Genomic DNA, 24,595 nt, shown 5'->3' on the forward strand with positions numbered 1-24,595 from the left:
CCACTCCGATCTGATGTTGTTTTTGTGTTCTTGTATTTGCTTGTCTATACAATTGCGGACGGCAGGTGGATGTCAAATTTTCTTATCCAGAATGTTACGCAGGTGTTATTTTCGACAAAAAAAGCGCCCGAGGGGGAAGTCGGGCGCGGAAGAAGGGGAGGCTAACCGGGGGAGATCAGGCCGCGTTTCCCTGAGAAAGAGGGGCCAGCGCCGCAGGCAGCTTACTGAGCTCCTGCACCAGCGAGTCTTTGCTGATTTCACCGATTGTTTTCGTACCGGTCAGCGTCATCGCCACCTTCATCTCTTTCTCGATCAGGTTCAGCAGATTCGCCACGCCCGCCTGGCCGCTGGTGGCCAGCGCGTACAGGTAAGCACGGCCCAGCAGCACGCTGTCCGCGCCCAGGGCGATCATGCGCACCACGTCCAGCCCGTTACGGATGCCGCTGTCGGCCAGGATCGCAATATCGCCTTTCACCGCATCGGCAATGGCCGGCAGGGCGCGGGCGGAGGAGAGCACCCCGTCAAGCTGGCGGCCACCATGGTTAGAGACCACGATCCCATCGGCGCCAAAACGTACCGCGTCGCGGGCATCTTCCGGGTCGAGGATCCCTTTGATCACCATCGGGCCGTCCCAGAATTCGCGGATCCACTCCAGGTCTTTCCATGAGATCGACGGATCGAAATTGTTCGCCAGCCAGCCGATGTAATCTTCCAGCCCGGTCGGTTTACCCAGGTAGGCCGAAATATTGCCCAGATCGTGCGGACGGCCGTTCAGCCCGACATCCCACGCCCACTGCGGGTGCGTCACCGCCTGCCAGTAACGGCGCAGGGCCGCGTTAGGGCCGCTCATGCCGGAGTGGGCGTCGCGGTAGCGCGCGCCGGGGGTCGGCATGTCGACGGTAAAGACCAGCGTTGAGCAGCCCGCCGCTTTGGCGCGCTCCAGCGCGTTGCGCATAAAACCGCGATCGCGCAGGACGTACAGCTGGAACCACATCGGGCGCTTGATGGTCGGGGCGACTTCTTCAATCGGGCAGACGGACACGGTGGAAAGGGTAAACGGAATGCCTTTGGCATCTGCGGCGGCGGCGGCCTGCACTTCACCGCGACGGGCATACATGCCGCATAAACCGACAGGTGCGAGCGCTACCGGCATGGAGAGCGTTTCGTTAAACAGCTTCGTCTCAAGGCTCAGGTCAGACATATTCTTCAGCACGCGCTGGCGCAGGGCCACCTCCGACAGGTCTTCCACGTTGCGGCGCAGGGTGTATTCGGCATACGCCCCGCCGTCAATGTAGTGGAACAGGAACGGGGGCAAAATGCGCTGCGCCGCGGCGCGATAATCACTGGCTGCTGAAATAATCATGCTTTGTTCTCCCTGGAAATATCACTCTCGCCAGGCAGACGGGTAATACGCGCCTGTCGGGCCTGATCTTCATCGAATCGTTTAATGGTGGTATGCACGAAGCCGAGATGCGCCATCATCGCCTTGCGCGCGGCCTCGGCATCACCGGCCAGAATGGCGTTGAGCACCGCCTCGTGCTGTTCGGTCAGCTGAGCAAACACCGGCGGGACCAGATACATGCGCTGGCGGCTCTGCTTCACGGAGGATTGCAGCAGGTCGAAGAACCCGCGCATGGTTTGCAGCAGCACCACGTTGTGCGAGGCCTCGGCAATCGCCAGATGGAACCGCACGTCCGCCTGGGAGGCGATGTCCGGGTCGCTGCTTTGCGTGGCCTCAAAACAGGCTTTGAGCTTCTCTTTGTCGGCGTCGGTTGCCCGCATCGCCGCGTGCCACGCTGTACTGGTTTCGATGGCGTGACGCGCTTCGAGGATGTCGAAGCTGTAGTCCGGGTCGTTTTCCATCAGCGTCTTCAGCGGCTGCACGATGTTTTGTTCGGACCAGTCGTCATGCTGCCAGCGCACGAAGGTGCCGCCGCCGCGACGGCTCAGCAGCACCCCTTCACTAACCAGCGTCGCCAGCGCCTCGCGCAGTGAGTTGCGCGACACGCCAAGCTGAGCGGCAAGCTGACGCTCGGCGGGCAATCTCATGCCCGCTTCCAGCTGTTGTTCTTCTATCAGCGCCCGTACGCGAGTGGCAATCTCGTCGGACAGGCGTCTGGGCATCACTATCATGGAATCATCCAGGTTAAGACATAGGCCTGCAATGTGGTGATCACGCCCACCATGCAGGTAAATATCAGGCTGTGTTTAACGGTAAAGCGGAACAGATCCGACTCTTTGCCTACCAGCCCCACCGCGGCACAGGCAATGGCGATGGACTGCGGCGAGATCATCTTCCCGGTCACGCCGCCGGTGGTGTTCGCGGCGACCAGCAGCACGTCCGAGACGCCAATCTGCTGCGCAGCCGTGGCCTGTAGGGCGGCAAACAGGGCGTTAGATGACGTATCTGAACCAGTCAGGAACACCCCCAGCCAGCCGAGGAACGGCGAGAAGAAGGTAAACGCGTGGCCGGTATGCGCCAGCGCTAACGCCAGCGTCGACGACAGGCCGGAGTAGTTCGAAATAAACGCGAACGCCAGCACCATGCCGATGGAGTAAATCGGCAGCATCAGCTCTTTAATCGTCGCCGCAAAGGTCTGCACCGCGGCGGCAGGCTTCATGCGCAGCCACACTACGGAAAGGATAGCGGCAAACAGGATGGCCGTGCCGGTGGCTGAGAACCAGTCGAACTTAAACACTGCCGCATATGGCGTGGCGTCGTGCACCACCGGCGGCATACGGGCGACCATTTTGTCGAGGAACGGCACGGAGATATTAATCACCATGTCGTACAGCGCGCCGCCCGGGGCGAACAGGGCTTTAAAAGGCGGAATGCTCCACAGCGTCACGGTGGCGGTCAGGAACAGGAACGGTGACCATGCGCGCACAATCTGTCCGGCGGTATAGCCGGTGCGCGCCAGCGTCTGATCCACGTGCGATGCGCCCATGTCAGCAAAGCGGAAGATACGTACCGGCTGCCAGCGTTTCAGGAACAGCGTCAGACAGACCAGCGACACCAGGGAAGAGATGATGTCCGGCAGTTCCGGGCCGAGGAAGTTGGAGCTGAGATACTGGGCAATGGCGAACGAACCGCCCGCTACCATCACCGCAGGCCAGGTCTCCTTCACGCCGCGCCAGCCGTCCATAATCGCCATGATCCAGAACAGCACGATAATGGTCAGGAACGGCAGCTGGCGACCCACCATCTGGCCGATCTCGAAGCTGTCCAGCCCGGTCACCTGGCCCGCCACCAGAATCGGAATGCCCATCGCGCCAAACGCCACCGGGGCGGTGTTCACAATCAGGCACAGGCCAGCGGCATACAGCGGGTTAAAGCCCAGCCCGACCAGCAGAGCGGCGGTGATCGCCACCGGCGCGCCAAATCCTGCCGCCCCTTCAAGGAACGCCCCGAAGGAGAAACCGACAATCAGCATCTGTAAACGCTGGTCCGGTGTAATAGAGAGAATCGACGAGCGAATAATATCGAACTGCCCGGTTTTGACCGAGATTTTGTAGACAAAGACGGCGGCGATGATGATCCACGCAATCGGCCACAGGCCGTAGAAGAAACCATACACCACGGAGGCCAGCGCGCGATCGACCGGCATTTTATAGAAGAACAGCGCCACCAGCAGGGCGATGGCAACGGTGTACGTTGCGGCAAGGTAGCCCTTCAGCTTGAGCTTAATTAGCGCAAAGAAGAAGAACAGGATCGGTAGCGATGCGATCAGGCTCGACAGCCAGATATTCCCGGCCGGATCGTAGTTTTGTTGCCAGAGGCTCATGCAGGTCTCCTGAGGACCACACAGGTGTTCGTCGGGTGAGTCTCTGCTCATCTCAGCGTCACACTTAGTGTAAAAGTGGTCCATCCAATATTGTGATGTAGGGTTAATGGCAATAAATGGTTAACCAGGTGTTGCTATTCGGCAATGGTTTTGTGAAGTGGAGCATCAAAAATGTGAACGATGGATAGCTTTACGCATGATTGGTAGGACCAAACCCGCAAAATTAACTCACCGTGTGCGTTGGGAGCGGTAGTCAGGTGGAGAGCATTACATTCGTTTTTGAGCAGATACGACGCGTAAAAGATGTTGAATAAAATGGGGAGGTGATAATATTACGTGAATTGAATGAGGTTTGTTTGCTTTATTTGTGTTTTTGAAAAGCTGTATATATGTGAGCAGAGTGATTTATTTCCTATAAATAAAATTTTTTTTGGTTAAAAATGCGAAATCTAAGCTGTAGCAAAAAATTTTAATTAAGGTAAATTTCACATATAGATTTTAACAGTGTATTACAAACGATCAATTGCTGATCGATAAAGAAATATCCTGTTTAACCGTGATTTTTCAGGATAAAGGGCAAGATTTTTTTGCTGAAGTGACATTTTTTGGCTAATAATATTCTGAAATAAATTGATCAAACAATGATCAGTTGGCTCTCTTGTAATTTAGTTACGGTATTAAAAGCAAATTAATAATTATCAGGGCAATCGAAAGGGGTTAAATTTGTTAGCTGAGTGTTAATTCCAGAGTGTTTACAGACGCGGCGTACTGCTTTTCAATACGTAGACGCTAAAAGGCATATGATTTACTATTTATTCAGAAGCAACGTTACAGAAGACATTAAATTTATTACTAACCACAACGTATTCAGTGTTATTTTCGGCCAGAAGTCATTTCCTCAGTTGCAGGATATCTGTGTATGGCCTTCTGAAAATATACGGATTATCACCATGGGATGGACCCTGCTTTATTCTATAAGGTCGCGTCACCCATTCTGCTAAAACCCTTTTGGTGGCGTTTTTAAATCCTTATAGCGGTTATTGTACCTGGTACAACAAGTCTATATCTGTTTAATTTACAGAGGGGAAAGTGTTCCAAATGAAAATCAAAAATGTGGCGCTGGCGATTGCCGCGGCGGGGCTGCTGTTATCTTCTCAATCAGTACTGGCAAGCAGTGATTCTGGCGTTAATGCTTCCCTGGATACAGGCGCTGGCTCGCAGAGTACAGGCGGCGTGATCAACTTTACCGGGAAAATCACTCTTATTTCCTGTGATATTACCCCTGCGTCAAAAAGCAAAACGGTAGACCTCGGCGCGTGGGCGAAAAGCTACTTCGACGATCACAGCGAAACGACGCCGCGTGAGTTCAAAATCAACGTAGAGAACTGCCCGGAGACGGTTGAATCTGTTGCGGTACTGTTTGACGGAACCAAAGATACGGTGAATGACACACTTCTACAGGTTACCCCAGGCGAAGGTATGGCGACGGGCGTCGGCGTGAAGCTTTATAACAGCGATCGCAGCACCGCGATTAAACCGGGTACGGTATCTGAAACAACCGCACCGGATGCTGAAGGCAATGCTGAATTAACGTTTTATGCCTCTCTCGACAAAGACGGGTCGGAAATTAACGCGGGCGACGTCAATGCCGTTTCCAACTTCCTGATGGTTTATAACTGATTTCACTCTCAGCCACCTCCAGAGATAATAATGATGAAACGTTTATCGTATATTATGCTCACTGCATTAATGGTTAGTTCTGCGTCAGTTTCCGCTGGCGTTGTAATGGGGGGAACACGGATCGTATACCCACAACACAGCAAGGAGGTGGCATTTTCTGTTTCTAATATGGAAAGTGCGGTTCCCTATCTTATTCAGTCGTGGGATGAAGGTAATGGGCAGGATAAAAATAACGCTGCGCCATTTATTGTCACACCACCTCTGTTCAGACTTGATCCGGAGCAGACCAACACGCTGCGTATTCAATATACCGGCGCTCCGCTGCCCACAGATCGTGAATCTGTATTCTGGCTCGATATTAAAGCGATTGCGCCAAAGCCAAAAGAGAGCAGCAACGAATTACAAGTTAACGTTAAATCGAAATTTAAAATTTTCTACCGCCCGGACAACCTTAAAGGGGACGCTGCCACTGCCTGGCAGAAAATAACGTTTTCGCGGACGGGAAAAGGGCTTAAGGCCGCCAACCCGACGCCATACTACGTCTCTTTTTATCGACTGTCCGTTGGCGGGCATAAAATTGAGCAGCCGGGCATGATCGGTCCAGGGGAAATCCGCGAATGGCCTGTGTCCGCCTCCGGGGGCGTAAGCTGGTCGGCTATTAATGATTTTGGTGCCATCACCGCCACCCACACCCAGCCTCTTTAAGACCATGTCTTTTCGCCTGTTTCGTTACGCGCCGCTTTCGGTGTTGCTGCTTAGCTTCAGCCGCGCGGGGATGGCCGAGGATTACTTTGATCCCGCCGCGCTGGAGCTTTCCTCTACCGAACAGAAAACGGCGGATCTGCACTATTTCTCTGAAAAGGGCGGGCAGATGCCAGGCACCTGGCTCGTGACGCTGGAGATTAACGGACGCGAGGAGCGGCATCAGGAGATCACCTTCGTCAATGAGAAAGGCAGCCTGCAACCCGTTTTTAGCGTATCGCTGCTGGAAGCGCTTGGGGTGAATGTCAGGGCCATTCCTGCATTCTCACGGTTGCGGGAGGGAGAAACGTTCACGCACCTCGCGGATTTCATTCCGGCAGCGCGAACCTCCTATGATTTCAACCAGCAGCGTCTCTTTCTCAGCCTGCCGCAGGCGGCGATGAAACACCGCAGCCGTGGCTACGTGCCGCAGTCGCAGTGGGACGATGGTATCCCGGCGGCATTTACTGATTACAGTCTGTCGGGCGGCCAGGCACATCATCAGCGTGGCGTCACGACATCCAGCTATCTGAGCCTGCGTAACGGTATCAATCTGGGGGCGTGGCGGTTGCGCAACACCTCCGCCTGGAGCCACAGCGACGCGGGCGGCGACCATTTTCAGTCGCAAAGTAGCTGGCTGACCCGGGATATTCGCCGTCTTAACAGCCAGCTACGGATCGGCGATGCCTGGACCGCAGGCGACGTCTTCGATAGCGTGGCGTTTCGCGGGGTACAGCTTACATCAAGCGAAAGCATGTTGCCCGACAGCCAGCGCGGCTTCGCACCAACCATCCGCGGCGTCGCACACAGCTTCGCTAAAGTCTCCGTTTCGCAAAATGGCTATGTGATCTATGAAACCTGGGTGGCCGCCGGGCCATTTATCATTAACGATCTGTTCCCCGGCGCACAAAGTGGCGATCTACAGGTGACGGTCACGGAAAGTGACGGCTCAACGCGCGTCTTTACCCAACCCTATTCTGCGGTGCCGTTTATGCGACGCCTGGGCAGCCTGAAATACAGCCTCAACGCCGGACGATTTCACTCCGGCTCCGGCGATGCGCGTTCACCTGAGTTTGTTGAAGGCGCTTTCTTCTACGGTCTGCTCTCCAGGATGACGGTGTATGGCGGCTTTCGTACGGCGAGCAACTATCAGGCCGGTGCAATTGGCGTAGGCAGAGGGTTTGGCGCATTTGGCTCGCTGGGCATTGACGATACGCTGGCAAAAAGCCGTTTACCCAATGGCAAAAGCGCGATGGGGCAGGCGTGGCGCATTCAGTATCAGAAAGATTTCAGCGCTACCGGCACCGCCTTCAACCTGGCGAGTTATCGCTATGCCTCGCGCAATTACTATGAATTCAGTGAACTGAATCAGTCTGACAGCCAACAGCTGCAACTCAATAATCGCCGTAGCCGCTCGCAGGTCACCTTCTCACAGACGCTGGGTCAGTTCGGCAGCCTCAGCGTCTCGGCATGGATGCAGGATTACTGGCATACGTCCGGGCAGGATAAAACCATCCACATTGGCTGGTATACCAGCTGGCGAGGCATTACCTGGGGCGCGGGGTATGACTACACCGACTCAGCGCTTGAGCAGCATCCCGATCGTACCGTGTCGTTTAACGTCAATGTTCCGCTTGGTCACTGGTTACCGGACAGCTCGGTCAGTTACTTCATCAACCACAACAATCGTGGGATGACCACGCAGCAGGTGTCACTCAACGGCAGTGCGCTGGCGAATCGCAACCTTAATTACAGCGTTCAGCAGAGTAAGGCCAGCGAGGGACAAGCCGACAGTACCAGCCTGGCGCTGCAATACAACGGTGGCTACGGCAACGTCAGCCTCGGTTATGACCACAGCCGAAGCGGTAGCAACGCGAGCCTCGGACTCGCCGGAGGCGTTATCGCCACGCAGTATGGCGTCACGCTTAGCCAGCCGCTGGGCGATACCGTCGCCCTGCTACGCGTGCCCGGCGCGGCGAACGTTGAGCCGGAGGGCTACAACGGGATCCATACCGACAGCCGCGGCTATGCGGTCATGCCAACGCTCTCGGCGTACCGCAAAAATACCGTCAGTCTTGATACGGCGACGCTGGGTGAGAACGTCGACGTTGAGCAGAGCGGTCTGACGCTCATTCCCACCAGCGGCGCGGTGGTGCTGGCCAATTACAAAACCCACATTGGTTATCGCGTTCTGTTTTCCCTGCGCTACCACGGCGAACCGTTGCCGTTTGGCGCGCAGGCTGAAGTGGTGGAGCAGAACCGCCATTCTGCAAACCGAAGCATGGTCGCTGACGGCGGTCAGGCCTACCTGAGCGGGGTACCAGAGCGCGGCACCCTGCGCGTCAGCTGGTATCAGGACGGGGAGCAGCAGCAATGCCAGACACCTTTCAGACTGGGGAAAGCTCATATGGCCCCCGGTATCGCCACGCTATCCGTTGAGTGCCATTAGAGGAATATCATGCGTCGTTTTATTCACTGGTTTTTCTATCTGAGCCTTCTTTCGCTTTTTGGCATGCTGAGTTTTCATGCCCATGCTCAGACCTCATCTTGCCGCACCACGCGCGATCAGTGGGTCGTTCAGGTGCCCTACGCCATAGGGTATGCGCCCGGCACGGCGGACTGGACGCCGATATCTGCGCCGATACAGTCTACCGGGGCGGATTTCTACAGCTGTGATGGCGAGAATGATGCCTGGCGTAGTATCGGCTTTGTCGACGTGGATAACCCCGTCGGCACCGTGGTTGGTGAAGACGGCGCGTCACGTCACGTCTATAAAACTCAGATCGACGGCATCGGCTATGCGCTGGGGTTCCGGGAACAGCAGTACTGCGGCGCCGATGCGGTACGCTATATTGACGGCACAAGTCAGGTGAATGGCAATGAGTCCAGGCGCATTTGCGACGCATCGCAAAACCCCGCCTTTGCCAGCGCCTCAATGTATAAAATGCAGTTCTGGGTGGTGTTTTACAAAATTCCAACGACCAGCGCCATGCCTGACGATAACGCCAATTCCCAGGAGCAAAATGTCGGATCGCTGATATTGCAGGCGGGAGAAAATCAAGCCAGCGCCACCAACGTGGCGACACCGGTACAGATCCATCTCGCCAGCTTCACCGTCAGGCGTACCAGCTGTTCAGTGGGCTCTCGCAGCATTCTTGTTCCCATGGGGAGCGTGAGCCAGCGTGAATTTCATGGCATAGGCTCCCGCGCCGGAGGCGGACGCTTCAGCATTCCGGTGACCTGCGAAAATAACACGGCGGTGAAGATGGGTTTCTTTGGCGATACCACGCCGGGCAACGATCGGGCGCTGGCGTTGACGAAGCAGGAGGATAGCGCCAGCGGTGTCGGGATCGAACTGCTTTACGGTGACAATACCGGTTCGGTTCAGGGGCAGGTGGTACCGTGGAACACCCCACAGGTGTCAGCATTTGGGCAAGTGGGGGATAACCAGACGCAAACCTTCTGGTTTGATGCGCATTACCTTCAGACGGAAGAGAACGTGACGGCGGGAAAAGCGGATGCGATGGCGACGTTTAACCTGATTTACAACTGAGTTTCCCCTGCCGCAGCGGCAGGGGAGGACGATCAGAACGCGGTCTTACAAAAACCCGTCATCTCTTTCAGGCCCATTTCGCGACCAAGCTCAGTCATCGGGTGCACCACCACCAGGCCACGGACGCTTTTCTTCAGCTTGCCCATGTCGGCCTGCTCTTTTTTGGTGATCGCGCGGCGATGCGGCATGTTCATCAGCTTCTGCGCTTCTTTACTCAGCTTCTGGCCTTTCACTTCGCGCAGGCGTTCAATTTCCGCCTCCAGCTTCACGGACTCTTTTTCCAGCTCGGCATATTTCTCGGCAGAATCGACCAGGGAGAGGCCAGCCATCTGATGGCGGATCAGATCCAGACGGTCGCTCAGGCGTTTAATTTCGTTCTTTTCGACTTCTTTCATGACAAATAACTCTGAAAACGGGGAATTTACAGGGAAGGATACACCAATGTGTGCGGGCTTACTTCTGAAACGCTTTTTTTAAGCTGATTTTAGAAATCAGCTCAGTCAGGGAAAGCACCATGGTGGAGCGCACAACCTGTTGATAACGCAGCTTTTGCATCGCGTACAGATCAGGGTCGCTGTTATCAAACTGAGGTGTGGGAGGGAGCGCGGATACGCAGTGCAGTTCGCCGAAGGGCCCCAGTATCTCATCATCGGTAAAGGTGTACTCATTACCGTCATGATTGAGCTCTTCGCGCAGCGTCATTAACAGCTCGGCGTCTTCATACTCCTGGCGGTTCAGCACGCCAAGACCGTAAATCAGCTTCAGCCGTACCGATAAATCGCCCAGCGGTCCGTCTCCGTCCAGTAACGGTTCTACAGCATACTTTACCGCGTAGTCGTCTTTGCGAAACACCTGAAGCACCAGAATGTTCACCGCCTCGGTTAACAGCTCGACGGCGGCAATCAGGAAACTTCGTACGGTTTTGCCAGCATTCAGACGCTCAAGCACACGATTTTCAAAGGCCTGGGTTTGTTCCATTATTGCCTGCATATCTGACAATCTGTTATTCGGGCGCAGGCTAACCTGCGCCGGACTCTGCATCATTTGGTTGCGTTGTATGCGCTGACCGCCTCCGCAACTACGTCACTGTTGGCATCCAGACCGGAGATCTGCGCCAGCGCAGCCTGCGCGCCTTTGTCATCAATCAGCTGAGCCAGCTCAATCGCCTGCGGGTCCTGCTCGCTGCGGTAGTGCATGGCGGCAGCGATGCCCTTCACCAGGTTAGCGTGCGGCAGGCCGTATTCCAGCGTGCCCAGCAGCGGTTTAATCAGGCGGTCGCCCGCGCTTAGTTTACGCAGCGGCTGACGACCCACGCGCTCAACGTCATCTTTCAGATACGGGTTTTCAAAACGACCGAGGATTTTCTGGATGTATGCCGCGTGTTTATCAGCATCAAAACCGTAGCGTTTGATCAGCACCGCGCCGCTCTCTTCCATTGCCCCTTTGACCACCGCACGGATGTTCTCATCGAGGATCGCGTCACGAATCGTCTGATGACCGGCCAATTTTCCGAGGTACGCGGTTATAGCATGCCCGGTGTTCAGCGTGAAGAGTTTACGTTCGACAAATGCCATCAGGTTATCGGTTAATTCCATTCCCGGAATGGTCGGCAGCGCACCCTTAAACTGGGTTTTATCAACGATCCACTCGCTGAAGGTTTCCACGGTCACTTCCAGCGGGTCGTTGGTGGCGGATGCTGACGGCGGAACGATGCGATCCACGGCGGAATCCACAAAACCCACGTGCGCTTCAACCCAGGCTTTATCTTCGTCGGCGACGGCCGCAAGAACGTGGCCTTTCAGCTGCGTGGTGCCGCGCACCATGTTTTCACAGGCGATGATGTTCAGCGGTGTTTCAACGCCCTGTGCTTTACGCTTCGCCAGGCCTTTCGCAACCGCCGGGGCGATACGCTCAAGCACCACCGGACCCACGGCGGTGGTGACCAGATCAACGCTCGCGATAAGGTCAATCACGTCGTCGCCAATGCTGCTTACCGCGTTGACGCCAGAGACCGTTTCAACCTGTTCGTTTTCACCCACCACGTGAACCTGATAGCTATGACGGGCATTCAGGGCATCCAGAACCACCTGATTCACATCGGCGAATGTCAGGGTAATGCCCGCGTCTGCCAGCAGTTTACCGATAAAGCCACGACCAATATTACCTGCGCCAAAATGTAATGCTTTCATAGTGTTAACCTTCATCAATGTTTTTACCCGAGAGGGCTGGGGTGAGGAACGTTTTCCCCTCACCCTAGCCCTCTCCCCGGGGGGAGAGGGAAGAGGCGCTGTTATTTGTTCAGCAGGGCCAGAACTTCTTCAACGCTGGTGGTGTTGGCCAGACGCTCAATAACCGTTTCGTCATCCAGCGCGTTGGTCAGGCTGGTAATCACCTGGATATGCTCGTTGTTGCGAGCGGCGATACCAATCACCAGACGGGCGATGTCGTCCTCTTCTTCACCGAAGCGCACACCATCAGGATACTGACAGAACACCACGCCGGTTTTCAGCACGCGGTCTTTGGCTTCCACCGTACCGTGTGGAACCGCGATGGATTCACCCAGGTAGGTTGGGGTCAGCTTTTCGCGTTCCAGCATCGCCTCAACGTACTCAGGCTGAACGTAGCCGCCTTTCACCAGCTGCTCACCGGCGAAGCGAATGGCCTCTTCTTTATTGGTCGCCGTGCGGCCAAGGAAGATGTTTTCAGCGCCCAGTTTGAACAGATGCGCGTTGCTCTCGTCGAAGCTGTCTTGCAGGCTGGTACGCACTTTCACTTCGTTATCTTCATAGCGCTGCGCCGCCACCAGGCGTTCGGTCAGGCTGGCGTACAGGCCGCTGTCGAGGAAGTTGGTCAGGGAAATGTGCTGTGCCTGCGGTACCTGACGCATAGCGCGTTCGGTCAGATCGCGGTGCGTGATCACCAGGTCAACGTCCGGCGGCAGGCTGTTAATCGCGCTGTTGGTGACGGAGATGTTGGTCAGACCCGCATCCTGCACTTTCTTCCGCAGTACGCCCGCACCCATTGCGCTGGAGCCCATACCGGCATCACAGGCCACGATGATTTTACGCACGTGGCTCAGGTCGTTAGAGACATCTCCCGCCGCCAGCGGCGTTGCGCCTTTGGATTCGGCTTTCATGTCATGCATACGACGGGTTGCCGCTTCGATATCGTCGTCTTCTTTCACCTTGCTGGTTTTCAGCAGGATAGCGGAGGCCACGAAGGAGACCGCCATGGCCGCACAGATCGCCGCGATGTTCGCGAAGTAGGCGCCTTTCGGGGTCATCGCCAGCACCGCCAGGATAGAGCCTGGAGAAGCAGGAGACACCAGACCACCGCCCAGTACGCTCAGGGTGAACACGCCGGTCATACCGCCAAGGATAACGGCCAGGATCAGACGTGGGTTCATCAGCACATATGGGAAGTAAATTTCGTGAATACCGCCCAGGAAGTGAATGATCGCCGCGCCGCCAGCAGACTGTTTCGCGCTGCCGCGACCAAAGAACATGTATGCCAGCAGAACGCCCATACCCGGACCCGGGTTCGCTTCAATCAGGAAGAAGATGGACTTGCCGAGATCGTGTGACTGCTGAATACCCAGCGGTGAGAAGATACCGTGGTTGATGGCGTTGTTCAGGAACAGGATTTTCGCTGGTTCAACGAAGATAGACGCCAGTGGCAGCATGTCGTGCGCCACCATGAAGTTAACGCCTGCGGCCAGCAGCTTGGACAGCACTTCAACCGCCGGGCCAATGCCGAGGAACGCCAGAATCGCGAGGATCATCCCGATGATGCCCGCAGAGAAGTTGTTCACCAGCATTTCGAAGCCGGATTTGATCTTGCCATCAACCCAGACGTCAAATTTCTTGATCGCCCAGCCGCCCAGAGGACCGGCAATCATCGCACCGAGGAACATCGGCATATCCGCACCGACGATCACCCCCATGGTTGTGATGGCCCCCACGACGCCACCGCGGTCACCGCCCACCAGACGACCACCGGTATAACCGATGAGCAGTGGCAGGAGATAGGTAATCATTGGGCCAACAAGTTTTGCCAGCGTTTCGTTAGGCAACCACCCTGTCGGAATAAATAATGCGGTGATAATACCCCACGCGATAAACGCGCCGATATTTGGCATCACCATGTTGCTGAGGAAACGACCAAAGCTTTGCACTTTGATCTTGAAATCGGATGACATAAAACACCCCTTCTTATGTTTACGCTTAGGCTTGTGGCCCGAGGTTTATCGTTAATGTGCGGCGGCAGAGGTAGCCGGGCCCTGTTCTGATGCTGTGAAATCTGGCACTGAATCGTTCAACTGTCCAGACAGTGAAATTTTGTGTGATCTGAATCACATGAATGTAGGGGGTGAGGATATTAATGAAGTGATCGCGATCACAAAATGAGTGTGTAAAAAAAATACATCGCTCAGAAATACGCCATAATGGGCGGCGTTTTGTGATTTGCATCACAATGTTAAGTTGGTTGTTTGTTTCCAGATTGTGATTTGATTCACAAAATATTTTTATGCAGATTTCTCCCGTATCCCCTCATGGCAGGAATGCGATACGCACACCTGCCTTTTTCCACGGCTTGATCCATACTGACCTCTTTGTGGGCATTAAGGATAAGCAATGAAACTCATCGGCAGTTATACCAGTCCTTTCGTGCGTAAGATTTCGATTCTCCTGCTGGAGAAAGGGATTGAATTTGAATTCGTGAATGAACAGCCCTACAACGCAGAGAACGGCGTTGCGCAGTACAACCCGCTGGGGAAAGTCCCGGCGCTGGTAACGGACGAGGGCGACTACTGGTTTGATTCCCCGATCATTGCGGAGTACATCGAACTGCTTGGCGTTGCGCCAGCCATGCTGCCGGCGGACCCAAAAGCAGCGCTGGTGATGAAGCAAATTGAAGCCCTGGCGGATGGCATTATGGATGCGGCATTGACGTCCGTACGCGAGCAGGCAAGGCCCGCCGCCCAGCAGTCAGAAAATGAGCTGCTACGCCAGCGCGAAAAAATCAGCCGCAGCCTGGATATGTGCGAACAGCTGATCCGCGACGGGAAAATTCAGAGCGATAGCCTGAATCTGGCGACGATCGCCATCGCCTGCGCCATTGGCTACCTCAATTTCCGCCGCGTCTCGCCGGGCTGGTGCGTGGATCGTCCGCTGCTGGTCAAACTGGCGGAGACGCTCTTCCAGCGCGAAAGTTTTGCCCGGACTGAACCGCCAAAGGCTTGATGCGGGTTATAACACTTCCTGGCGGGAGGCGGTACAATCCCCCCACATGTTAACTCCCTCTCCCGTCGGGAGGGGGGAAGATATTTACTCGCCAGGCGCATTCATGACTACTCATCATTCCCTCTACAGCCAGATCCCCGCTACCGATCGTCTGCTTCGTGACCCGCGCATCACTGCGGTGCTGGAGCAGTTTGGCCATACTGCAACGGTCGACATGCTACGCCAGCTTCAGGACGATGCGCGTCGCCATATTCAGGCTGAGAACGCGCTACCCGGCTGGTGCGTGGCGTGGGAGCAGGAAGTTGAACGCAGGCTGAGCAAGCACGGGCAAAGCGCGTTGCGCCCGGTTATTAACCTGACAGGCACGGTTCTGCACACCAATCTGGGCCGGGCACAGCAGGCCGAAGAGGCAACAGAGGCCGTCACCCGTGCCATGCGCTCGCCGGTGACGCTGGAGTACGATCTGGACGGCGCCGGGCGTGGGCATCGCGATCGCGCACTGGCGGATCTTCTCTGCCAGATCACCGGCGCGGAAGATGCCTGCATTGTGAATAACAACGCGGCGGCGGTGCTGTTAATGCTGGCGGCCACCGCGAGCGGAAAAGAGGTTGTCGTCTCTCGCGGCGAGCTGGTGGAGATCGGCGGGGCGTTTCGTATTCCGGATGTCATGCGCCAGGCGGGCTGCACGCTGCATGAAGTGGGCACAACCAACCGTACCCATGCAAAAGATTATCGCGCGGCGGTGAATGAAAACACTGCCCTGCTGATGAAAGTGCATACCAGCAATTACCACATTGAGGGTTTCACCAAAACGGTGGAAGAGGCCGAACTGGCCGCCATTGGGCGCGAGCTAAACGTGCCGGTGATTGCCGATCTCGGCAGCGGGTCGCTGGTGGATATGCGCCAGTACGGTCTGCCGAAAGAGCCCATGGTGCAGGAAATGGTTGCCGCGGGCGTAAGCCTGGTCAGTTTCTCCGGTGATAAATTGCTGGGCGGGCCGCAGGCGGGGATTATCGTCGGCAGGCGCGAGCTGATTGCGCAGCTACAGCAGCACCCGCTGAAGCGCGCCCTGCGTGCCGATAAAATGACGCTGGCCGCGCTGGAAGCCACGCTGCGGCTCTATCTCCACCCGGAGAAACTGGCTGACCGCCTGCCCACGTTGCGTTTGCTGAGCCGTGATGCGGCCTCCATTCGCGCGCAGGCGGAAGCGCTACTGCCGCAGGTTGCTCCTCATTACCCTGAGTTTGACGTTCGTATCGAGCCTTGCCTGTCGCAAATTGGCAGCGGCTCGCTGCCGGTGGACAGGTTACCGAGCGAAGCGCTGACGTTCACCCCGCGCGACGGACGCGGAAGCCAGCTTGAGGCGCTGTCGGCGCGCTGGCGCGCATTACCGACGCCGGTGATTGGCCGGATCGGTGACGGGCGCATGTGGCTGGATTTACGCTGTCTGGAAGATGAAGTGCGGTTTCTGGAGATGATGTTGAAATGATTATTGCCACCGCCGGTCACGTTGACCACGGCAAAACCACGTTATTGCAGGCCATTACGGGCGTGAATGCCGATCGCCTGCCGGAAGAGAAAAAGCGCGGCATGACCATTGACCTGGGTTACGCCTACTGGCCGCAGCCCGACGGTCGCGTGCTCGGCTTTATCGATGTGCCCGGCCACGAGAAGTTTCTTTCCAATATGCTCGCGGGCGTGGGCGGGATCGATCACGCCCTGCTGGTGGTCGCGTGCGATGACGGGGTGATGGCGCAAACGCGCGAGCATCTGGCGATCCTCCAGCTGACGGGAAACCCGCAGTTGACCGTCGCCCTCACCAAAGCGGACCGTGTGGATGAGGCGCGTATCGACGAGGTGCGTGAAGAGGTGCTGGCGGCGCTGAGTGAGTACGGTTTTAGGGATGCCGCACTGTTTGTCACCGTGGCGACAGAAGGCCGCGGTATCGACGCTCTTCGCGACCATTTGCAGCAGATCCCGTCTCGTGAACATGCCAGCCATCACCGCTTCCGTCTGGCGATCGACAGGGCGTTTACCGTGAAAGGGGCTGGGCTGGTGGTGACCGGTACCGCGCTGAGCGGCGAAGTGAACGTGGGCGATACCCTGTGGCTGACGGGCGTGAACAAACCGATGCGCGTGCGCGGGCTTCACGCACAAAACCAGCCGGTGGAACAGGCCCACGCCGGGCAGCGTATCGCGCTGAATATTGCCGGTGATGCCGAAAAAGACCAGCTTAACCGCGGCGACTGGCTGCTGGCCGACGCGCCGCCGGAGCCTTCTGAACGGATCATCGTTTCACTCCAGACCCACACGCCGCTGACCCAGTGGCAGCCGCTGCATATCCACCACGCGGCCAGCCACATCACCGGACGCGTGTCGCTGCTGGAAAACGATCTCGCCGAACTGGTGTTCGACTCCCCGCTCTGGCTGGCGGATAACGACCGCCTGGTTCTGCGCGATATTTCGGCGCGGGAAACGCTGGCGGGCGCGCGCGTGGTCATGCTGGATCCGCCCCGTCGCGGCAAGCGTAAGCCCGAGTATTTACAGTGGCTGGCCGCACTGGCCCAGGCCCGCGATGATAAGTCTGCGTTAGATATCCACCTTGAGCGTGGTGCGGTGAATCTGGCGGCGTTCGCCTGGGCGCGCCAGCTCAGCGGCGAAGGATTGCGTCTTCTGACGCAGGAGCCAGGTTTTATTCAGGCCGGGAACAGCCTGCTGAACGCGCCGGTGGCGGCATGCTGGCAGCGCAAAGTGCTGAGCACGCTGGCGACCTACCATGAACAGCATCAGGATGAGCCCGGTCCGGGTCGTGAACGTCTGCGGCGCATGGCGTTGCCCATGGAAGACGACGCGCTGGTGCTGTTGCTGATTGAAAACATGCGTGAAAGCGGCGTGATTGCAAGTCATCACGGCTGGCTGCACCTGCCGGAACACAAGGCCGGTTTTACCGCTGAGCAGGACGCGGTCTGGCAAAAAGTGGCGGCGCTGTTTGGCGATGAACCGTGGTGGGTGCGCGATCTGGCGCGTGAAACCAATACCGATGAGCAGCTGATGCGTCAGGTACTGCGCCATGCGGCGCAGCAGGGGATGATTGTGGCGATCGTGAAAGATCGTTATTACCGCAACGATCGGATCGTGGCGTTTGCGAACCTGATCCGGGAGCTGGATCAGGCGCGCGGATCAACCTGCGCCGCAGACTTCCGCGATCGGCTGAACGTGGGACGCAAACTGGCGATTCAGATCCTGGAGTATTTCAACCGCATCGGGTTTACGCGTCGTCGTGGCAATGACCATGTGCTACGCGACGCGCAGTTATTTCCCTAAGCGTTAAGCGCTGCGCGCCTGCTTCTGCTTAGCCAGCCAGACCGCGCCCAGCCTTCCCGCCTGGTTACCCAGCTCGCAGGGAAGGATGGGCACCCGGAGCGCTTCCCACTCCTCGAATCGCTGTAGGTATTTATCCAGCAGGAGATAGATTTTCTCCTGCTCGCTAATGCCGCCGCCAATCAGCACCGCCTGCGGATCAAACATGGAGATCACGCTGTAGATGCCCCGCGAGAGGAAATGCGCCCACTCTTCTATGGCCTCACGCAGATGCACGTCGCTGTCCATGCGTCTAAACAGCTCCTCACCGTCAGGCATCTCATCTTCCGACACGGCCAGCGCGCGGCGGCAGGCTTTCATCAGGCCGCTGGCGGACGCCACTTCGTGCATCGGCTCGCCGTTGTTGCCAACGGGCAGCACGCCAAACTCACCCGCCCGGTAGTGCGACCCACGGTAAAGATCGCCCTCCATGACGATACCGCCGCCGATGCCGGTGCCGATGGTGATGCAGACAAAATGCTCATAGTCCTTACCGGCGCCCTGCCAGCGTTCGCCCAGCGCCGCGCAGTTGGCGTCATTTTCGGTTGTTACGGGGAGATCGGTCAGCTGTGCGAAAAGCTCGCACAGGTTTTCACCGTCAAGGTAATCCAGCGCCCCGGCCTTGGCCGCTTCGCCGGTATGGTGATTGATGTGGCCCGGAAAACTCACGCCGATGCCGACGATCTCATGCTCCTGGCGGTACTTATCCACCACCGCTTTCCACTTCTGTTTGAAGGTGCTTTCATCGTCAGGCGTATCATATTCATCGGATGTCAGTTCTTCGCCGTTTTCGTTGATCACGCCGTGTTTGATGTGGGTTCCGCCCACGTCAAAGCCGATAAATAGCTGCATTGCATTGTTCCTCATGAGCCCCTGAGCTATTAAGTATGGCTCCGGCGGCAGAAACGAAACGTAAAGTACGGTAATCCGTGATACGGCTCGTAAACCCGTTACCGACTGGCGAGAAAATCACCAGCCGGAACTACCCTTGTTGTACACCTACTGCAAGGAGACGGTCATGACAAACAATCCTCCCTCATCGCGTATCCAGCCAGGCGAGTATGGTTTTCCTCTTAAGCTGAAGCCCCGCTATGACAACTTCATCGGCGGCGACTGGGTGGCGCCCGTCGACGGTGAGTACTATTCCAACCTGACGCCCGTTACCGGCCAGCCGCTGTGTGAAATTGCCAGTTCGGGCAAGCGGGATATCGATTTAGCGCTGGATGCGGCGCATAAGGCGAAAGATAAGTGGGGACAAACGTCCGTTCAGGACAGAGCGGCCATTTTGTTCAAAATCGCCGATCGGATGGAGCAGAATCTGGAGCTGCTGGCGACCGCGGAAACGTGGGACAACGGCAAGCCGATCCGGGAAACCATGGCGGCGGACGTGCCGCTGGCGATTGATCATTTCCGCTATTTTGCGTCCTGCATTCGTGCCCAGGAGGGGGGAATAAGTGAAGTTGACAAAGATACCGTGGCGTATCACTTCCACGAGCCGCTCGGCGTGGTGGGGCAAATTATTCCGTGGAACTTCCCGCTGCTGATGGCGAGCTGGAAAATGGCGCCCGCGCTGGCGGCGGGTAACTGCGTGGTGCTGAAACCTGCACGCTTAACGCCGCTTTCGGTACTGCTGCTGATGGAGGTGATTGGCGACCTGTTGCCGCCGGGGGTCATTAACGTGGTCAACGGGGCCGGGGGAGAGATCGGCGAATATCTGGCTACTTCAAAGCGTATTGCTAAAGTGGCGTTTACCGGCTCAACGGAAGTGGGTCAGCAGATCATGCAGTACGCGACCCAGAACATCATTCCGGTCACCCTGGAGCTGGGCGGGAAATCGCCGAACATCTTCTTTGCCGACGTGATGGATGAAGAGGACGCCTTCTTCGACAAAGCGCTGGAAGGGTTTGCGCTGTTCGCGTTCAACCAGGGTGAAGTCTGCACCTGTCCGAGCCGCGCGCTGGTGCAGGAATCCATTTATGAGCGCTTTATGGAGCGGGCGATCCGGCGCGTGGAGTCGATTCGCAGCGGTAATCCGCTGGATAACGTCACCCAGATGGGAGCGCAGGTATCGCATGGCCAGCTGGAAACCATCCTCAACTATATTGATATCGGCAAAAAAGAGGGGGCCGATGTGTTGACCGGCGGTCGTCGTAAGGTGCTGGGCGGCGATTTGCAGGAGGGTTACTACCTTGAGCCGACCATCCTGTTCGGTAAGAACAACATGCGCGTTTTCCAGGAGGAAATTTTTGGACCGGTGCTGGCCGTCACCACGTTTAAAACCATGGACGAGGCGCTGGAGCTCGCCAACGACACGCAGTATGGCCTGGGGGCGGGCGTCTGGAGTCGTAACGGTAATCTGGCCTATAAAATGGGCCGCGGCATTCAGGCCGGACGCGTATGGACAAACTGCTATCACGCCTATCCGGCTCATGCGGCGTTTGGCGGCTACAAGCAGTCGGGCATCGGGCGTGAAACCCATAAGATGATGCTGGAGCACTACCAGCAAACGAAATGTCTGCTGGTCAGCTACTCCGATAAACCGCTGGGGCTGTTTTAATCTCCGGGCTCAGGTCGTTCCGGGTAGGGTGACCTGAGCCGGGTTAAAGCCGGGTGGCGGCTTCGCCTTACCCGGCCTACTTTTTACTCCCTCTCCCGTGGGAGAGGGCTGGGGTGAGGGCAACAGGCCGCAGTTATTCAGCTTTCATCCACCCATATCCGCATTTCCCCTTCTCCCCGGTTTGCCCAGCTGTACCACGGAATAAAGGTCAGCGTCCGGGGCTGACGTTCTACCGGCGAGTGGTCGTACTGCCACAGGGCATCAGTGTCCTTCGCCTGACACCCGATCCCTTCCGCCTGTATCAACATCTTGTGCGCGAAAATGCCTTTGCCTTCAAATACCCGAAACGCGCTGTCCTGGGGCAAAGAAAGGTTATGCAGATTTGCGCCGTTATCGGCTTCTTCCAGGCAGTAAACCAGCGGTCCACGCTGCAATGCGACTTTCCCCGCCTGCTGGCGCACCTGCGGGTTGCCGTACACGCGGCGGACCGGCATCGGTAACGTCAGCGTCAGCGTGTCGCCTTCCTGCCAGCTTCGGTTGAGGTATAAGTATCCACGGGAGACCTCGCCTGTAATGGCCTGACCATTGAGCGAAACAGCCGGTTCCGCACACCAGTCCGGCAGCCTCAGGGCCAGCGTGTGAGTCACCGGAACTGGTGAGGTAATCTCGATTTTCACCTGCTCATGCCACGGATAGTTCCCGCTAATCCGCAGCTGGAGGATGTTATCCACAACCGGAATGGCGACGTCGTTCCCCACGTACAGGTTGATCAACAGCGTGTCCGGGCGAACGGTATAAATGTAGTGCCCCAGCGAGGTCAGCACGCGCGCAATATTCGGCGGGCAACAGGCGCAGCCGAACCAGCGCTGGCGCACCGGTTTGACGTGGTCATAGATATGGTTAAAGGCCAGGGTTTTCGGGTGCACTTCCAGCGGATTCACATAAAAGAAATGCTTACCGTCCAGCGCCATGCCGCCCAGCACCGTGTTGTACAGCGCGCGCTCCATCACGTCGGCGTAGTGGCCGTCCGCCTCCATCTCCAGCATCCGGCGGGCAAACATCATCAGGCCGATGGAGGCGCAGCTTTCGGCGTACACCGTATCGTTGGGCAGATCGTAATCGCTGCTGAACGCCTCGCCGCTGCTTTGGGAGCCAATCCCGCCGGTGATGTACAGCTGGCGCTGTGCCATGTTGTTCCACAGCCGCAGGCAATCCTGACGTTTCCCTTCGTCGTTACTCAGGCGCGCCAGATGCGCCATGCCCGCCATCAGATAGACAAAACGCACGGCGTGGCCGATGGCCGTTTGTTGTTCCGCAAGGGGCAGATGCGCCTGGCTGTAGGCTTTGTCCTTGACCATCCACGCCGGGCCATAGGTGTTCCAGTATGACGTTCTGCCGCGCTTCTCGTATTCGATATCGTAGAAGTGAGGCTGCGCGCCGCGTTCCTCAATAAAGTATTTCACCAGATTGAGATAGCGCGGCTCCTGCGTGACGTCGTACAGCCGCATCAGCGCCAGCTCGATTTCCGGGTGGCCAGGGTAACCGTGCAGCTGGTTTTCGCCCGGGCCAAACACGCTGTCGATATGATCCGCCAGCCTGCACACCACGTCCAGCAGGCGGCGCTTTCCGGTTCCCTGGAAATACGCCACACCCGCTTCAATCATATGTCCGGCGCAGTACAGCTCGTGGCATTCGGCCAGATTGGTCCAGCGCTCGGCCGGTGCTTTCACCGTGAAATAGGTATTGAGATAGCCATCTTCGCACTGCGCCGCTGCGACCAGCGCGATCACCTCGTCGGCGGTTTTTTCCAGTTCAGCATCCGGCTTCTGGCACAGCGACCACGCCACGGCTTCGAGCCATTTCGCCACGTCGCTGTCCTGAAAGACCATCCCGTAGAACTCCCCCTGTTCCAGACCGGCGGCGATGCGGAAGTTGGCGATGGCGTGGCTGGGTTCGGCCTCCGCCACGCGATCGTTAAGCGCATCCCACTGGTAGGGGATCACCACATCGCGGACCAGCCGTTGGTACTGACCAAGAAACGGGTCGTTGATTTTCAGCTGATGCAGGTCGGCTTCCATTATGGTCATATCGTTCTCCTCAGGACTGTACATGACGCTGGCGCAAATCGGTGGCAATGCGCGACATCACGGGATTGTTAAGCCTGCACCAGCGGATAGCGACCGCCAGCAGCAGGTGGAAAAGGGCAGGAAGCAGCGTCTCCATGGCGGTGATGCCCTGCAATGAGGCGGGTGTCTGGTTACCTGCGCCTGGCTGATAGGCCACGGCAATAAACACCAGGCTGATGATCCCGGCGCTGGATGCCCACGCGAGCTTGATGAAAAACAGATTGAAGGCGAAGTTCATCCCCGATGAGCGCACGCCGGTTTTCCATTCGCCGTAGTCATCGGCAAAGGCCATCAGCGAGAAGTGCAGCGGCAGGGTGAAGCCCAGGATCACGCCGTTACTTAAAATCACGATTAGCCAGAGCGTCTGGTGCGCCGGGCCACCCGGCAGGAACCACATTCCCACCGCAAGCGCAGCGAGTATCAGGTTGGTGTAGTAGTAGAGTTTGACGGTATCAATCCGCCGCGACAGCGGACTGACGATCACCGCGCCCAGAATAGCGGCAAAGGTCACCATGGTGAAAAACAGCGAGGTGTACGCCGTGCTGCCCTGAAGCACGTAGGTGATGAAGTACATGTATCCGCCGCCGCGAATGTTGAAGACGTTGATCAGCAGAAACGACATCACCAGCATCAGCAGCAGCTGATCGTTTTTCCGCAGGCCCGCCAGGTGCTCGCGCAGGGAGAATTTACCCATCAGCGCAAGCGGGACGCGCTCGCGCACCCAGAAGAAGCAGCACAGGAACATCACCACGGCGATGGTGCACAGCACGCCGACGCCCAGCTGATAACCCCGGGCGGTATTGCCCTGTCCCAGCTCTGACACCAGCCACGGCAGGCCAACGGAGACCAGAAAGCCCGCCACGCCGCACAGTACGAAGCGCCAGGACTGGCAGGATATAACCTCGTTGTGGCGGGTGGTCATGGTGTTGATCAGCGCGCAATATGGCACGTTGATGGCGGTATAGCCCACTGAAAGCAACAGATAGGTGCCGAACGCCCAGGCGATTTTCACGCCCATGCTGGCGTCCGGGACGGTGAAGGTCAGCACGCCGACGATCCCGATGGGAAGCGCGACCCACAGCTGCCAGGGACGAAAACGCCCCCAGCGGCTCTGCGTGCGGTCGGCAATCACGCCCATCACCGGATCGGAAATCGCGTCAAATACCCGAAGGGCAATAAACAGCGTGCCCACCAGCGCGGGCGTCAGGCCAAATACATCGGTATAGAAAAAGGTCAGAAAGTTCATGATCAGGCAGGTAATTACCGTGCCGCCCGCGTCGCCCAGGCCGTAGCCAATTTTCTCGCGGACTGACAGCCGGTCATCGGCTGCCTGTTTTGCAACTTCTGCGTCTGTAATCGGTGTGGAAGTCATGGGGTAACTCCTCGATAAACGATTTTTTATCGTATTTGTGCAAGGTACCCCATTTATTCTGCATTCAACGGGCAGACCAACAAGGGAAGGGAAAAGTATAAAAAGGTGACGATTCCGACCTGATGGTGAAACTGTGAGTTTGATCGAGCCGTTCTGCTGATATTTATTAATAATCAAG

At 57.0% G+C, this 24,595-nt stretch carries 18 protein-coding genes; 8 read left to right on the top strand and 10 right to left on the bottom strand.

Features of this window, described 5'->3' with window-relative positions:
- Window positions 1-175 precede the first annotated feature (175 nt).
- Genes lldD through lldP form a run of 3 tightly spaced genes read right to left on the bottom strand, consistent with a single transcriptional unit; the run spans window position 176 to window position 3,785 of the window.
- Window positions 176-1,363, bottom strand: a complete 1,188-nt coding sequence (gene lldD, locus ACWKXX_RS21020; protein WP_261665901.1) for an FMN-dependent L-lactate dehydrogenase LldD — start codon at window positions 1,361-1,363, stop codon at window positions 176-178.
- Window positions 1,360-2,133, bottom strand: coding sequence for a transcriptional regulator LldR (gene lldR, locus ACWKXX_RS21025; protein ID WP_006808630.1), 774 nt, complete (start codon window positions 2,131-2,133; stop codon window positions 1,360-1,362). The genes lldD and lldR overlap by 4 nt, the downstream gene beginning before the upstream one ends.
- Window positions 2,130-3,785 (bottom strand): L-lactate permease, encoded by a 1,656-nt coding sequence (lldP, locus tag ACWKXX_RS21030; protein WP_003860175.1) that lies wholly within the window; start codon window positions 3,783-3,785, stop codon window positions 2,130-2,132. The genes lldR and lldP overlap by 4 nt, the downstream gene beginning before the upstream one ends.
- A 1,098-nt stretch (window positions 3,786-4,883) precedes the next feature.
- On the opposite strand from lldP, the gene ACWKXX_RS21035 reads away from it, so the two are divergent.
- Genes ACWKXX_RS21035 through ACWKXX_RS21050 form a run of 4 tightly spaced genes read left to right on the top strand, consistent with a single transcriptional unit; the run spans window position 4,884 to window position 9,759 of the window.
- Complete coding sequence (locus tag ACWKXX_RS21035) at window positions 4,884-5,465, top strand: fimbrial protein (protein WP_015572771.1); 582 nt, start codon at window positions 4,884-4,886, stop codon at window positions 5,463-5,465.
- Window positions 5,466-5,495: 30 nt separating this feature from the next.
- Window positions 5,496-6,170 carry a fimbrial biogenesis chaperone gene (locus ACWKXX_RS21040; RefSeq protein ID WP_261665902.1) on the top strand — a complete coding sequence of 225 codons (675 nt, stop codon included), beginning with the start codon at window positions 5,496-5,498 and terminating at the stop codon, window positions 6,168-6,170.
- 4 nt (window positions 6,171-6,174) lie between these two features.
- A complete protein-coding gene (locus tag ACWKXX_RS21045) occupies window positions 6,175-8,655 on the top strand; it encodes a fimbria/pilus outer membrane usher protein (RefSeq protein WP_032651950.1) in 2,481 nt (826 codons plus the stop codon).
- A 9-nt stretch (window positions 8,656-8,664) separates the two neighbouring features.
- Window positions 8,665-9,759, top strand: a complete 1,095-nt coding sequence (locus ACWKXX_RS21050; RefSeq protein ID WP_261665903.1) for a fimbrial protein — start codon at window positions 8,665-8,667, stop codon at window positions 9,757-9,759.
- Window positions 9,760-9,791: 32 nt separating this feature from the next.
- On the opposite strand, the gene ACWKXX_RS21055 is transcribed toward ACWKXX_RS21050, so the two are convergent.
- From ACWKXX_RS21055 to ACWKXX_RS21070, 4 genes are all read right to left on the bottom strand, one after another.
- The gene (locus tag ACWKXX_RS21055; protein WP_015572767.1) at window positions 9,792-10,154 is read right to left on the bottom strand and encodes a YibL family ribosome-associated protein; all 363 of its coding nucleotides are present in this window, start codon (window positions 10,152-10,154) and stop codon (window positions 9,792-9,794) included.
- Between the two features lie 58 nt (window positions 10,155-10,212).
- Entirely contained in the window at window positions 10,213-10,803 is a 591-nt protein-coding gene (gene mtlR, locus ACWKXX_RS21060; protein ID WP_261665905.1) for a mannitol operon repressor MtlR, read from the bottom strand.
- On the bottom strand, window positions 10,800-11,948 hold the full coding sequence (gene mtlD / locus ACWKXX_RS21065; protein ID WP_017382581.1) for a mannitol-1-phosphate 5-dehydrogenase: 1,149 nt from the start codon (window positions 11,946-11,948) through the stop codon (window positions 10,800-10,802). The genes mtlR and mtlD overlap by 4 nt, the downstream gene beginning before the upstream one ends.
- Before the next feature lie 101 nt (window positions 11,949-12,049).
- Window positions 12,050-13,957 (bottom strand): PTS mannitol transporter subunit IICBA, encoded by a 1,908-nt coding sequence (locus tag ACWKXX_RS21070; protein WP_261665906.1) that lies wholly within the window; start codon window positions 13,955-13,957, stop codon window positions 12,050-12,052.
- A gap of 436 nt (window positions 13,958-14,393) precedes the next feature.
- Between ACWKXX_RS21070 and ACWKXX_RS21075 the strand changes: the two genes are divergently transcribed.
- The 3 genes from ACWKXX_RS21075 to selB all read left to right on the top strand — a co-directional run bounded on the left by ACWKXX_RS21075 (window position 14,394) and on the right by selB (window position 18,326).
- A complete protein-coding gene (locus tag ACWKXX_RS21075; RefSeq protein WP_045339422.1) occupies window positions 14,394-15,002 on the top strand; it encodes a glutathione S-transferase in 609 nt (202 codons plus the stop codon).
- Window positions 15,003-15,105: 103 nt separating this feature from the next.
- Window positions 15,106-16,491 (top strand): L-seryl-tRNA(Sec) selenium transferase, encoded by a 1,386-nt coding sequence (gene selA, locus ACWKXX_RS21080; protein WP_023304616.1) that lies wholly within the window; start codon window positions 15,106-15,108, stop codon window positions 16,489-16,491.
- Complete coding sequence (selB, locus tag ACWKXX_RS21085) at window positions 16,488-18,326, top strand: selenocysteine-specific translation elongation factor (RefSeq protein WP_063151746.1); 1,839 nt, start codon at window positions 16,488-16,490, stop codon at window positions 18,324-18,326. The genes selA and selB overlap by 4 nt, the downstream gene beginning before the upstream one ends.
- A 3-nt stretch (window positions 18,327-18,329) precedes the next feature.
- Here the strand turns inward: selB and ACWKXX_RS21090 are convergent, their stop codons facing one another.
- Window positions 18,330-19,214, bottom strand: coding sequence for an ROK family protein (locus ACWKXX_RS21090; RefSeq protein WP_015572761.1), 885 nt, complete (start codon window positions 19,212-19,214; stop codon window positions 18,330-18,332).
- A 166-nt stretch (window positions 19,215-19,380) separates the two neighbouring features.
- Here ACWKXX_RS21090 and aldB point away from each other — a divergent pair, with 166 nt between their 5' ends.
- Window positions 19,381-20,919 carry an aldehyde dehydrogenase AldB gene (aldB, locus tag ACWKXX_RS21095; protein WP_006808612.1) on the top strand — a complete coding sequence of 513 codons (1,539 nt, stop codon included), beginning with the start codon at window positions 19,381-19,383 and terminating at the stop codon, window positions 20,917-20,919.
- 137 nt (window positions 20,920-21,056) lie between these two features.
- Here aldB and ACWKXX_RS21100 read toward each other — a convergent pair whose 3' ends face one another.
- Together ACWKXX_RS21100 and ACWKXX_RS21105 are read right to left on the bottom strand one after the other, a co-directional pair.
- Window positions 21,057-23,006, bottom strand: a complete 1,950-nt coding sequence (locus ACWKXX_RS21100; protein WP_454540877.1) for a glycoside hydrolase family 127 protein — start codon at window positions 23,004-23,006, stop codon at window positions 21,057-21,059.
- A gap of 10 nt (window positions 23,007-23,016) precedes the next feature.
- On the bottom strand, window positions 23,017-24,417 hold the full coding sequence (locus ACWKXX_RS21105) for an MFS transporter (protein ID WP_261665908.1): 1,401 nt from the start codon (window positions 24,415-24,417) through the stop codon (window positions 23,017-23,019).
- Window positions 24,418-24,595 lie beyond the last annotated feature (178 nt).

This window comes from Enterobacter sp. UPMP2061 (assembly GCF_053709615.1).